The organism is Streptomyces sp. NPDC033966, assembly GCF_055575955.1.
In genome coordinates this window covers 194,790-206,899 of the sequence record NZ_JBVIRQ010000007.1, presented here as the reverse complement: position 1 = coordinate 206,899, position 12,110 = coordinate 194,790, and the positions used below count along the sequence as shown (strand labels likewise).

Below are 12,110 nucleotides of genomic sequence, written 5' to 3'. Positions count from 1 at the left end.
CGATGGACCGCCACACCACCGACCGGCGGGGCCGCCGCCCCGCCCGCCACCTGATCTCCATCGACGACCTCACCGACCTGGACCTGCGCCGGATCGTGGCCCGGGGCGCCCAGTTCTCCGCGGGCACCGCCACCGGCTCCGACGCCCTCGACGGCCTCGTCGCCGGCGTCTACTTCGCCAAGACCTCCACCCGCACCCGCACCGCCTTCTCCTCCGGGGCGCTGCGCGTCGGCGCGAAGATCGTCGCCTACGGCCCCGGCGACCTCCAGCTCAACACCGGGGAGTCCGTCGAGGACACCGGCCGCGTCCTGTCCGGCATGCTCGACGTCCTCGTCGCCCGCACCGCCGGACCCGAGGCCGAACTGCGCGGCTGGGCCGCACAGGACCGGATGGCCGTCGTCAACGCCATGAGCGCCGAGGAGCACCCCACCCAGGCCCTCACCGACCTCACCACACTGCTGCGCCACTTCGGCCGGATCGAGGGGCTGCGCATCCTGTACGTCGGCGAGGGCAACAACACCGCCGCCGCACTGGCCCTGGCCCTCACCCGCTTCCCGGGCGTCCACTTCGAGCTGCGCACCCCGCCCGGCTACGGACTGCTGCCGTCCGTCACCCGGCGGGCTCTGGCCCGGGCCGAGCGGACGGGCGCGGTGTTCGTGGAGCGGCACGACATGGACCTGCTGCCCGAGGGCTTCGACGTCGTCTACACGACGCGCTGGCAGACCACGGGCACCGAGAAGCCGGACGCGGACTGGCGCGAGATCTTCGCCCCGTTCCAGGTCACCGCCGGCCTGTGGGAGGCGAGTCCGCGCGCCGCCTTCATGCACGACCTGCCCGCCCACCGGGGCGAGGAGGTCACCGCGGAGGTGCTGGACGGCCCGATGAGCATCGCCTTCGCCCAGGCCACGAACAAGATGCACAGCGCCATGGCGGTACTGGAGTACACCCACTCCGGCCCGGACACGGACACGGACACGGGCGCCGACGACCTGGCCGGGCTGCGCCCCGCCCTGGCCGTACGGTGACCCCGCCGCCGAAGACGGCGACGGACCCGGCGGTCCTGCAGTGGCACCTGAACGAGGACGCCGGGGGCGCCCGCGGCGCCGAGGACGCGGGGGAGACCGCCGCCGTCGAGGCCGCCCCGCAGTCAGGGGCGACCCCGGCGGAGGGAACCCCGCCGGCGCCCGCCGCCGGAGCCGATGCCGATGCCGGAGCGGCGGTGGCCGAGGCCGTGCCGTTGCGGCGGAACCGGGACTTCTCGCTGCTCTGGGGCGGCGCCGGGCTGTCGCTGCTCGCCGGACGGGCCACCGCCGTGGCCTACCCGCTCACCGTGCTGTGGCTCACCGGCTCGCCCGGCGATGCCGGCCTGGTCGGCACCGCCCTGCTCCTGCCGCAGCTCCTCGTCCAGCTCCCCGGCGGCGCTCTCGTCGACCGCTGGGACCGGCGCCGGATCATGCTCGGCGCCGGCCTCGGACAGGCGCTGGTCGCCGGAGCGGTCGCGGCGCTGCTGCTCAGCGGGCACGTCTGGCTGTGGGCCCTGCTCGCAGCCGCCTTCGCCGAGGGCACCCTCGGCGTCCTGCACCAGCTCGCCGAGCGGGCCGCCGTCCCCGCCGTCGTCCCCGCCGAGCAGCTCCCCGCCGCCCTCACCGGCAACGAGGCGCGCACCCGCGGCGCGGCCATCGCCGGCCAGCCCCTGGGCAGCGGCCTGGTCGCCCTCGGAACCTCCTTCCCCTACATGGCGGCACTCGTCGGCCAGCTCGCCTCCGTCGCCCTGCTGTTCGGGGTCCGGGGCAAGCTCCAGACCGAGCGCACCGGCCCGCGCCCCGACCTCGTCGCGGACGTCAAGGAGGGCCTCGTCTGGATGTGGCGCCAGCACTTCCTGCGCGCCGTCATGGCCGCCGTGGCCGTCTCCAACCTGCTCTTCCAGGGCCTCAACCTGGCGGTGATGACCGGGATCCAGGAGAACCACGGCTCACAGTTCGAGATCGGCCTCGTCCTCTCGCTGAGCGGGGCCGGCGGGCTCGTCGGCGCCATCAGCGGCGGCTGGTGGGCCACCCGGTTCTCCCTGCGCACCCTGGTCCTCGGCGGACTGGCCGTCTGGACCGCGCTCATGGTGCCCGTCGCCGTCCTGCGCGACCCCTTCGCCCTCGGTGCCCTCTTCGCGGCCAGCGGCTACGTCGGCGGCGTCTTCAACGTCGCCGGCGGGGTCTTCATGGTCCGCGTCGCCCCCGACCGGATGCGGGGGAGGGCCAACTCCCTCGCCATGCTGGTCGGCGGCGGAGCCATGGCCGCCGGACCCGTCGCCGCGGGCTTCGCCCTGGAGGCGTACGGGCCCACGCGTACCGTCCTCGGCCTCAGCGTCGCCATGGGCCTCACCGCGCTCGCCGCGCTGCTCTCGCCCGCCCTGCGCCGCAACCCGCTCGAGGCGTAGCCGCTTCCCGCACCCCGTCCGCAGCGCTTCCGCAGCCGTCCCGTACCCGTCCCGCGCCCGCGCAGGCCCCCGCCCAGGGAGCCTGCGCGGCCGTGTTCCCGGGGTCCGGGCAGACGTACGGAACGTATAGAGCGGCCATAGCGGGCCACGGAAAAGTACAGGTCATCGCAGTCCCCCGAATGCCCGTCCGCATCCGCGCCAGACCCTGAAGGAGCACGACAATGCCGCTCAACTCCATGGACCGGAGGAGCGTCCTGCGGACCGCCCTCGGCGTCGCCGGAGCCGCCGCCACCGTCGGACTCGTCGGCGCGACGCCGGCCGCCGCCCACGGCCGCCACCGCCCGGAGCTGCCCAAGGTCGAGGGCCTGGTCGGCGACCGCTGGGCGAGCGAGTTCTGGTACGACTACGACGAGATGTCGTACTACAACCCCTCCGCGGAGATGAAGGCCGCGGTCGGGGCGATCACCGCCCCCTTCGGCGGGTTCACCAAGTCGTACGACGCCTGGGTCGCCACCCGGAAGGGCGGCCGCTACCCGCGCAGCTGGATGGAGATCATCCAGCCGAACCGCGCCCACTTCGAACTGCTCTCCCGCGAGCAGAAGAAGGTCTACGACAAGTGGTACGGCCGCGACCCCAAGGGCCTCGTCTTCGCCTTCCAGGAGTTCGGCCAGGGCACCCTGTTCGACCCGCGCCGCCCCGCCGGCAACAAGGTCCACATGATGAACTACACGCCGCCGACCCCCACCCAGGCCTACCACCGCTGGCACGCCTACCTGCAGTCCTTCCAGCTGCTGAACATCGACCGGCGCTTCTGGGCGCACATCAACCGCCTCGCCGGCACGGCCTGGGAACTCCAGTCCATCGGCAACCCGGTCAACGACGCCAACGACAACAAGCACCTGCCCAGGCACGTGGTCAACAAGGTGACCGCCAAGTGGCTGTGCCGCTCCGACGCCAAGGTCACCGCCGCCTTCGACGTCTGGCCCCGCCCCGCCGACATGGGCAAGTAGCCCCGACCCGGGGCCCGTCCGCCGCACCGGACGGGCCCCGGACCCCACATCGAGGCCCCCACATCCCGGCCCCGACATTCCTTATGGCTCAGGAGGATTGGCACACCATGCGAGACACGACCGGATCAGCACCCCGAATCGGCGTCTGGATGGTCGGCGCACGAGGCTCGGTCGCCACGGCCGCCGTCGCCGGCGCCGCCGCCATCGTCGCCGGTGCCGCCTCCCCCGTCGGGTGCGTCACCGAAACCCCCCCTTTCGCGGACGCACCCCTCCCGGCCCTCGCCGATCTGGTGTTCGGCGGCCACGACGTCGTCGGCACACCGCTGTCGGCGAGGGCCGGGCAGCTCGTGGACGCGGGAGTACTGCCCGCCTCCGTCCTCAAGGCGCTGGACACCCCGCTGGCCGCCGCCGAGCTGGAGATCCGCGACGGATCCGCCCGCCCGGGGGAGACCCAGTCCGAGACCGCCGCCCGCCTCGCCGAGGACATGGCCTCCTTCCGCGACCGGCACGCCCTGGAACAGGTCGTCGTGGTCAACGTCTCCTCCACGGAGCCGCTGCCCGAGCCCGACCCGGCCTTCCTGGACCTCGCCGCCCTCGAAGCGGGCCTCGCCACCGGCTCGGTGACCCTGCCCGCCAGCTCCCTCTACGCCTACGCCGCCTTCACCGCCGGCTTCTCCTACGTCAACTTCACCCCCTCCGCCGGCGCGAGCCTGCCCGCCCTGGAGGAACTGGCCCGGCTGCGCCGCGTCCCGCACGCCGGCCGCGACGGCAAGACCGGCGAGACCCTCGTCAAGAGCGCCCTCGCGCCCATGTTCACCCAGCGCGCGCTGCGCCTGCGCTCCTGGTCCGGCACCAACCTGCTCGGCGGCGGCGACGGCGCGACCCTCGCCGACCCGGCGGCGGCCCGCTCCAAGACCGAGTCCAAGCAGCGCGGCCTGGAGGAGACCGTCGGGCACGCCGTCCAGGGGCAGACGCACATCGACAACGTCCCCGAGATGGGGGAGTGGAAGACCGCCTGGGACCACATCTCCTTCGAGGGCTTCCTCGGCGTCCGCATGACCATGCAGTTCACCTGGCAGGGCTGCGACTCCGCGCTCGCCGCCCCGCTGGTCCTGGACCTCGTACGGCTCACCGCGCTGGCCGGCCGGCGGGGCGAGGCCGGGGCGCTGGCCGCCCTCGGCTTCTTCTTCAAGGACCCGGCCGGCTCCACCGAGCACAACCTCACCCTCCAGTACGAGACCCTGCGCGCCTGGGCCACCGCCCCGGCCACCGCCACCGCCCCGGCCCGCCCGAACCCGCTGAGCGGGGCCCGGCCGTGACCCCGGCAGCCGGCCCGCCCCCGGCCCCGGTCCCGGTCCCGGTCCCGGCCGCGGTCCCGATCCCGGCCGCGACCGTCGCCGCGGCCGGACGGGCGGGCCGCCCCCGCGCCACCGCCCCCGGCGGGCCGCTGCGCCTGCCGCCCTTCCCCGGCCGGGCCTTCCGGGCCCGCCGCACCCTGCGCGCCTACGCCGAGCTGCTCCGGGCGCCCGCCGCGATCACCGTCCCCGGCGACGTCCTCGCCGGGGCGCTGGCCGCGGGACGGGGCGCCGGCCCCCGCACCCTGGGCCTGGCCGGCTCCTCCGTCTGCCTCTACTGGGCGGGCATGGCCCTCAACGACTGGGCCGACCGGGAGCAGGACGCCGCCGAGCGGCCCGAGCGGCCCCTGCCGTCCGGACGGATCAGCCCCCGTGCCGCCCTGACCACGGCCGCCGCGCTCACCGCCGCCGGACTGGGCGCCGCCGCCCTCGCCGGCGGGCCGCGCACCGTCCTCACCCGTACCCTGCCGCTGGCCGCCTCGGTGTGGGCCTACGACCTCGGGGCCAAGAACACCCCTTTCGGGCCCGCCGTGATGGCCGCCGCCCGCGGCCTCGACGTCCTGCACGGCACCGGCCCCGGCCCCGCCCGCCCGGCCCTCGCACCGGCCGCCGCCGTCGCCGGCCACACCCTGGCCCTGACCCGGCTCAGCCGCCACGAGGTCGCGGGCGCCCCGCCGCACGAGGCGGCCCTGACCGCGCTGGCCTCGGCCGCCGCGGCCGCGGGCACCCTCGGCCGCGGCACCGGACCCGTACAGGGCGCCGCCCTCGCCCTCTACGGCGCCGGCTACGGACCCGCCCTCGCCCGCGCGGTGCGCCGCCCCGCGGCCCCCGAAGTGCGCCGGGCCGTCGGCGCCGGCATCCTCGCCCTCCTGCCCCTCCAGGCCGCCCTGGCCGCCCGGGCCGGAGCCCCCCGATCCGCCGCCGTGCTCGCCGCCGCCCTGCCGGTGGCGCGCCGGCTCGCCCGGAAGGTCTCCCCGACATGAGCGCACCCGCCGCGCTCCGGTTCTCGTACGGCACCAACGGCCTCGCCGACCACCGCCTCGGCGACGCCCTGCGCCTCCTCGCCGACCTCGGCTACGAGGGCGTCGCGCTGACCCTGGACCACCAGCACCTCGACCCGTACGCCCGGGACCTCGCCGCCCGCGTCGACACCGTCCGCCGTCTCCTGGACGGCACCGGCCTGGCCGTCGTCGTCGAGACCGGCGCCCGCTACCTCCTCGACCCGTACCGCAAGCACCGCCCCACCCTGCTGTCCGCCGAGCCCGAAAGCCGCCGGCTGCGCCTGGACCTGCTGCGCCGGGCCGTCGCCATCGGCGCCGAACTGGGCGCCGGAGCCGTCCACTTCTGGAGCGGCACCCCCGACCCGGACACCACCGCCGACGAGGCCTGGCAGCGGCTGGTCGACGGCTGCGCCGAGACCGTCGGCCACGCCGAGGCCGCCGGGATCGACCTCGCCTTCGAACCCGAGCCGGGGATGCTCGTCTCCGACCTCGCCGGCTACCGCAGACTCCTCGCCGACCTCGGCCGGCCGGACCGCTTCCGCCTCACCCTGGACCTCGGCCACTGCCGGTGCCTGGAGCCCTGGCCCGTCGCCACCTGCGTGGCCCTGGCCGCCGACCGCCTCGCCCACGTCCAGATCGAGGACATGCGCCGGGGCACCCACGAGCACCTCCCCTTCGGCGAGGGGGAGATCGACTTCCCGCCCGTCCTGCGCGCCCTCGCCGACACCGGCTACCAGGGGCTCGTCTCCGTCGAACTCCCGCGCCACAGCCACGCCGCAGCCGACTCCGCCCGCCACAGCATCGCCTTCCTGCACGCGGCCGCCGGCCGGCGGCCGCGGCAGCGGACCCACCAGAAGGAGGCCGTACCGGTATGACCGCCCCCACCCTCGCCCCGCCCGCCGCCACCCTCGCGGACACCGCCGTGCACGACGCGCTGACCCTGCGCACCCTCCGGGAATCCCTGCGCTCCGTCCTCGACCAGGAACACCGCACCCGGCTCACCGCCGCCGAGGACGCCGTCGCCGCCGAAGGCCCCGCCGCCCTGGACCGCCGCTTCCCCGCCGCCGGACGCGAGTACGGCCGCGGGCCCCTGCCCGGCTGGGCGGACTGGGCCGTCGAGGACGCCGTACGCACCGTCCTGCTGCTCGCCCTGACCCGGTACGGCACCTCCGGCGCGGCCCTGGCCGCCGAGGCCGCCGCACGGTACGCGCACGGCGACGCCGCAGAACGCCGGGGCGTCCTGCGCGCCCTGCCGTTCCTGCCGGTCGGCGGCCGCGCCGTGCACCTCACCGACGACGCCGTGCGCACCAACGACAATCGGCTCATCGCCGCCGCCCTCGGCCCCTACGCCCGCGCCCACCTCGACCAGTACCGCTGGCGCCAGGCCGTCCTCAAGTGCCTGTTCACCGGCATCCCGCTGGCCAAGGTGGCCGGGCTGCACGAACGCCGCGACGCCGAACTCGCCCGGATGGCCCACGGCTTCGCGGCCGAACGGCGCGCCGCCGACCGCACCGTGCCGGCCGACCTGTGGGCCGTAGCGGCCCTCGACAACTGACGCCACCACCGATCCCGACCGGAGCCCGACCATGCGCATCTTCGACCCGCACATCCACATGACGTCCCGCACCACGGACGACTACCGGGCGATGCACGCCGCCGGCGTGCGCGCGCTGGTCGAGCCCGCGTTCTGGCTGGGCCAGCCACGGACCTCCCCCGCCAGCTTCACCGACTACTTCGACGCGCTCCTCGGCTGGGAGCCGTACCGCGCCGCCCAGTTCGGCATCAGCCACCACTGCACCATCGGGCTCAACCCCAAGGAGGCGAACGACCCGCGCTGCACGCCCGTACTGGACCTGCTGCCCCGCTACCTCGCCAAGGACGGGGTCGTCGCCGTCGGCGAGATCGGCTACGACACCGTCACCGAGGCGGAGGACCACGCCTTCGCCGTCCAGCTCGCCCTCGCCGTCGAGTTCGCCCTGCCCGCCCTCGTCCACACCCCGCACCGCGACAAGGCGGGCGGCACCGAACGCTCCCTCGCCGTGATCCGCGAATCGGGCATCGACCCCGGCTTCGTCGTCCTCGACCACCTCAACGAGGTCACCGTCCGCGAGGTCCGCGACTCCGGCTGCTGGATGGGCTTCTCCATCTACCCCGACACCAAGATGACCCCCGACCGCATGGTCGCCATCCTCAAGGAGCACGGCACCGAGCGGATCCTCGTCAACTCCGCCGCCGACTGGGGCCACAGCGACCCGCTGCTCACCCGCGCCACCGCCGGGGCCATGCTCGCCGCCGGCTTCGACGAGGACGACGTGGACCGCGTGCTGTGGCGCAACCCGGTCGCCTTCTACGCCCAGTCGGGCCGCCTCGGCCTCGACGGCTACACCGACGTCCAGGCCGCCGGCCTCTACGCGGGCAACTCCATCGCCCGCGGCGGAAACTGATCAGGAGGAAGGGACGCCTGATGCGCTTCCGCCACCGCGACGGCACCGCCGTCCACCTCGGCTACTGCACCAACGTGCACCCCGCCGAATCCCTGGAGGGGATCACCGCCCAGCTCGACACGTACGCCGAACCGGTCCGCCGGGCCGCCGGCGAGCCCCTCGTCGGCCTCGGACTGTGGCTGCCCGTGGACGCCGCGGCGGCCCTCGCCGCCGACCCGGCCGCCGTCACCCGGCTGCGCGGGGAGCTCACCGCCCGCGGACTGGAGACGGTCACCCTCAACGGCTTCCCCTACCGGGGCTTCCACGCGCCCGTGGTCAAGCGGGCCGTGTACTACCCGGACTGGTCCGAGCCCGCCCGGCTCGACTACACCCTGAAGCTGGCCCGGATCCTGGCGGGACTGCTGCCCGACGACGCCGAGCGCGGCTCCGTCTCCACCCTGCCGCTGGCCTGGCGCACCGCCTGGTCGCGCACCCGCACGGCCGCCGCCGCCCGCAACCTGGACGCGCTCGCCGCCGGCCTCGCCCGGATCGAGGCGGAGACCGGACGGACCGTGCGCGTGGCCGTCGAGCCCGAGCCGGGCTGCGTCGCCGAGACCACCGAGCAGGCCGTCGCCGTCCTGTCCGACGTCGACCACTCCCGGATCGGGCTCTGCCTGGACGCCTGCCACCTCGCCGTCGCGCACGAGGACCCCGGCACCGCCGTCGGCCGACTGCTCGCGGCCGGACTCCAGGTCGTCAAGCTCCAGGCCTCCAGCGCCCTGGAGGCCGCCGATCCGCAGGACCCCCGGGTCCGGGAGGCGCTGGCCGCCTTCGCCGAGCCGCGCTTCCTGCACCAGACCCGCGAGGCCGGGCCCGACGGCACCGGCCTCCAGGGCTCCGACGACCTCGGGCCGGCCCTGGCCGGAGCCCTGCCGGGCAAGGCGCCCTGGCGCATCCACTACCACGTGCCGCTGCACGAGGAGCCGGCCCCGCCGCTGGCCTCCACCGGGCAGGTGCTGCGCGACACCCTGAGGAGCCTGTTCGGCGGGGACCACGCCGTCACCGACCACGTCGAGGTGGAGACGTACACCTGGTCCGTGCTGCCCGAGGAGGCCCGGCCCGTCGGCGAGGCCGGCCTCGCCCGGGGCATCGCCGCCGAACTCGCCTGGACGGCGCGGGAGCTGACCGCGCTCGGCCTGACCGCGCTCTCGCCGACACCGACCGCATCCGCCGCGCAGAAGGAGCCCGGCTCATGACCGCCCCCACCCCCTCCGCCCGGCGCAGGAAGACCGCCGTCCTGTGCACCGTCGGCCTCACCCCCCGGCTGCTCCCGCACATGCCGAACGTCCGGGCCATCGGCGAGCAGGGCTTCGCCGCCCCGCTCGACACGGTGTTCCCCGCCGTCACCGCCACCGTCCAGGCCACCCTCACCACCGGCACCCTGCCCCGGGACCACGGGGCCGTCGGCAACGGCTGGTACTTCCGCGACCACGGCGAAGTGATGATGTGGCGCCAGCACAACGCCCTCGTCCGGGGCGAGAAGGTCTGGCAGGCCGCCCGCCGCCACGACCCGGACCACACCACCGCCTACCTGTGCTGGTGGTGGGCCATGGGCGCGGACGCCGACACCGTGCTCACCCCGCGCCCCGTCTACCACTACGACGGCCGCAAGGCCCCCGACTGCTACACCTTCCCCGCCGCCCTCCGCGACGAACTGACCTCCCTCCAAGGGGAGTTCCCGCTCTTCAACTACTGGGGTCCGACCGCCTCGCTCACCTCCACCCGGTGGATCGCCGGCGCCGCCCGGCACGTCGCGGACACCCGCGACCCCGACCTGTCCTTCATCTACGTCCCGCACCTCGACTACGACCTCCAGCGGTTCGGCCCCGACGGCCCCGAGGCCGTCCGGGCCGCCCGCGAGGCCGACGCCGCCCTCGGCCCGCTCCTGGCCGACCTGCGCGACCGCGGCACCACCGTCGTCGCGCTCAGCGAGTACGGCATCTCGCCGGTCAGCCGGCCCGTCGACATCAACCGCGCGCTGCGCCGCGAGGGCCTGCTCTCCGTCTACGGCCAGCGCGGGATGGAATACCTCGATCCGTACACCTCCCGGGCGTTCGCCGTCGCCGACCACCAGGCCGCCCACGTCTACGTGGCCGACCCGTCCGACGTGCCGCGCGTGCGCGACGTACTGAAGTCCCTGGACGGGGTCGACGAGATCTGGGACCGCACCCAGCAGGCCGACCACGGCATCGACCACCCGAACGCCGGCGAACTCGTGGCCGTCTCGGAACCCGACGCCTGGTTCACGTACTACTACTGGCTCGACGACGCCCGCGCCCCGGACTTCGCGCGCGGCGTCGAGATCCACCGCAAGCCGGGCTACGACCCGGCCGAGCTGTTCTTCGACCCCGCCGATCCGGCGGCCAGGGCGAAGGCGGCCCTCGCGGTGCTGAAGAAGAAGGCGGGGATGCGCGCACCGCTCCAGGTGGTGCCGCTCGACCCGGGCTGCGTCCGCGGCAGCCACGGACGGCTGCCCGGCGACGACCGGGACGCGCCCGTGCTGCTCTGCTCGGACCCGTCCCAGGAACGGCCCCGCTACCACGCCACCGAGGTGAAGGACCTGCTCCTGCGCCTGGGCGGACTGACCTGACAACGCCCTCAAGGGGGAGAGGAGGACCCGATGACGAGCCAGACCCTGACCGCCGTGCGCGGCCGCATCGACCACACCGCCACGACCGGTGTGCTGCCCGTGCCCGCAACGGCCGCACGGGAGGCCGCGAGACTGCGCGCCACGGGCGAGGCGCACGTGTGGTGGTGGCCGCTCGAAGGCCGGGTGGACCAGGCCGACTTCGACCTGCTGGACGAGGTCGAGCAGGTACGCGCCCGCCGCTACCGGGCCGAGAAGGACGCCGCCGCGTTCATCCGGACCCGGGCCGCCGCCCGGCGCGCGATCGGCGCGCTGCTGGGAGTGGAGGCCCGTACGGTGGCCCTCGGCCGCCGCGTCTGCCCGGGCTGCGGGGACCTGGAGCACGGCCCGCCGGCCGTGGCGAGCCCCGCCGTCGGGCTCGCCGTGAGCCTGACCCGCACCAGCGGCTGCGGGGTGCTCGCCCTGCACGCGGGGGACTGGATCGGGGTGGACGTCGAGGCGCTGCGGCCCGTGGAGTCCGGCTCGCTGGCCAACGTGGTGCTCGCGCCCGCCGAGCACGCCTACATCCTGTCGCTGCCCGCAGGACCGGAGCGGACCGCGGCCTTCCACCGGGTGTGGACCCGCAAGGAGGCCGTGCTCAAGGGGGTCGGGCTGGGGCTGCTCGGCATCGACCTCAACGCCCTGGACGTCACGCCGGGCACGCCCGGCCCGGTCGAGGTGGAGCACGGCTACCAGGGCGAGGTCAGCCGCTGGCAGATCGACGACCTCGACCTGGACGGCAACTGGTCGGCCTCCCTGGCCCGTCCGGTCGACGGCTCCCCCCTGGGCCCGGTCCACCGCCACCGCCCCTGAGCCGCCGCCGCCCGGTCCCACCCGGGTGGCGGGGACCGGGCGAGGTTCCTGCCGGGTCCCGGCGCCCACCCGGCCCCGGCCCTGGCCCGGCCTCCTTCCGGCACCGGCCTCCTCCCGGTCCCGGCACCGGCCCCGGCTACCCGCCGGTCCCGGCCTCCCGCCGGTCCCGGCCTCCCGCCGGTCCCGGCCTCCCGCCGGTCCCGGCCTCCCGCCAGTCCCGGCACCGGCCCCGGCTACCTGCTGGTGCCGGCCTCCTGCCGGGTCCCGGCCTCCCGCCGGTCCCGGCCTCCTGCCGGGTCCCGGCCTCCCGCCGGTCCCGGCCTCCCGCCGGTCCCGGCCTCCCGCCGGTCCCGGCCTCCCGCCAGTCCCGGCACCGGCCCCGGCTACCTGC

The 12,110-nt window shown here is 75.7% G+C and carries 11 protein-coding genes; all 11 read left to right on the top strand.

Going from position 1 to position 12,110, the window contains the following annotated elements:
• Positions 1-2 precede the first annotated feature (2 nt).
• The 11 genes from ACZ518_RS21700 to ACZ518_RS21650 all read left to right on the top strand — a co-directional run bounded on the left by ACZ518_RS21700 (position 3) and on the right by ACZ518_RS21650 (position 11,719).
• A complete protein-coding gene (locus ACZ518_RS21700) occupies positions 3-1,025 on the top strand; it encodes an ornithine carbamoyltransferase (protein WP_469114635.1) in 1,023 nt (340 codons plus the stop codon).
• Complete coding sequence (locus ACZ518_RS21695) at positions 1,022-2,431, top strand: MFS transporter (protein WP_469114634.1); 1,410 nt, start codon at positions 1,022-1,024, stop codon at positions 2,429-2,431. Before ACZ518_RS21700 ends, ACZ518_RS21695 begins: the two co-directional genes overlap by 4 nt.
• Before the next feature lie 221 nt (positions 2,432-2,652).
• A complete protein-coding gene (locus ACZ518_RS21690) occupies positions 2,653-3,441 on the top strand; it encodes a Tat pathway signal sequence domain protein (protein WP_469114633.1) in 789 nt (262 codons plus the stop codon).
• Between the two features lie 107 nt (positions 3,442-3,548).
• Entirely contained in the window at positions 3,549-4,760 is a 1,212-nt protein-coding gene (locus ACZ518_RS21685; protein WP_469114632.1) for an inositol-3-phosphate synthase, read from the top strand.
• Positions 4,757-5,779 carry an SCO3242 family prenyltransferase gene (locus tag ACZ518_RS21680; protein WP_469114631.1) on the top strand — a complete coding sequence of 341 codons (1,023 nt, stop codon included), beginning with the start codon at positions 4,757-4,759 and terminating at the stop codon, positions 5,777-5,779. Before ACZ518_RS21685 ends, ACZ518_RS21680 begins: the two co-directional genes overlap by 4 nt.
• A complete protein-coding gene (locus ACZ518_RS21675; RefSeq protein WP_469114630.1) occupies positions 5,776-6,672 on the top strand; it encodes a sugar phosphate isomerase/epimerase family protein in 897 nt (298 codons plus the stop codon). Before ACZ518_RS21680 ends, ACZ518_RS21675 begins: the two co-directional genes overlap by 4 nt.
• A complete protein-coding gene (locus tag ACZ518_RS21670; RefSeq protein ID WP_469114629.1) occupies positions 6,669-7,352 on the top strand; it encodes an EboA domain-containing protein in 684 nt (227 codons plus the stop codon). The genes ACZ518_RS21675 and ACZ518_RS21670 overlap by 4 nt, the downstream gene beginning before the upstream one ends.
• 31 nt (positions 7,353-7,383) lie before the next feature.
• Positions 7,384-8,241: a TatD family hydrolase gene (locus ACZ518_RS21665; protein WP_469114628.1), complete on the top strand. Its 858-nt coding sequence runs from the start codon at positions 7,384-7,386 to the stop codon at positions 8,239-8,241.
• Between the two features lie 20 nt (positions 8,242-8,261).
• Positions 8,262-9,476, top strand: coding sequence for a metabolite traffic protein EboE (gene eboE, locus ACZ518_RS21660; protein ID WP_469114627.1), 1,215 nt, complete (start codon positions 8,262-8,264; stop codon positions 9,474-9,476).
• The gene (locus ACZ518_RS21655) at positions 9,473-10,870 is read left to right on the top strand and encodes an alkaline phosphatase family protein (protein ID WP_469114626.1); all 1,398 of its coding nucleotides are present in this window, start codon (positions 9,473-9,475) and stop codon (positions 10,868-10,870) included. The genes eboE and ACZ518_RS21655 overlap by 4 nt, the downstream gene beginning before the upstream one ends.
• A 30-nt stretch (positions 10,871-10,900) precedes the next feature.
• Positions 10,901-11,719, top strand: a complete 819-nt coding sequence (locus ACZ518_RS21650; RefSeq protein WP_469114625.1) for a 4'-phosphopantetheinyl transferase superfamily protein — start codon at positions 10,901-10,903, stop codon at positions 11,717-11,719.
• Positions 11,720-12,110 lie beyond the last annotated feature (391 nt).

Excerpts from the sequence above, each read along its gene's own strand:
- ACZ518_RS21670 (WP_469114629.1), top strand. The coding sequence starts at position 6,669 with ATGACCGCCCCCACCCTCGCCCCGCCCGCCGCCACCCTCGCGGACACC.
- ACZ518_RS21685 (WP_469114632.1), top strand. The coding sequence starts at position 3,549 with ATGCGAGACACGACCGGATCAGCACCCCGAATCGGCGTCTGGATGGTC.
- ACZ518_RS21675 (WP_469114630.1), top strand. The coding sequence starts at position 5,776 with ATGAGCGCACCCGCCGCGCTCCGGTTCTCGTACGGCACCAACGGCCTC.
- eboE (WP_469114627.1), top strand. The coding sequence starts at position 8,262 with ATGCGCTTCCGCCACCGCGACGGCACCGCCGTCCACCTCGGCTACTGC.
- ACZ518_RS21700 (WP_469114635.1), top strand. The coding sequence starts at position 3 with ATGGACCGCCACACCACCGACCGGCGGGGCCGCCGCCCCGCCCGCCAC.
- ACZ518_RS21650 (WP_469114625.1), top strand. The coding sequence starts at position 10,901 with ATGACGAGCCAGACCCTGACCGCCGTGCGCGGCCGCATCGACCACACC.
- ACZ518_RS21690 (WP_469114633.1), top strand. The coding sequence starts at position 2,653 with ATGCCGCTCAACTCCATGGACCGGAGGAGCGTCCTGCGGACCGCCCTC.
- ACZ518_RS21665 (WP_469114628.1), top strand. The coding sequence starts at position 7,384 with ATGCGCATCTTCGACCCGCACATCCACATGACGTCCCGCACCACGGAC.
- ACZ518_RS21655 (WP_469114626.1), top strand. The coding sequence starts at position 9,473 with ATGACCGCCCCCACCCCCTCCGCCCGGCGCAGGAAGACCGCCGTCCTG.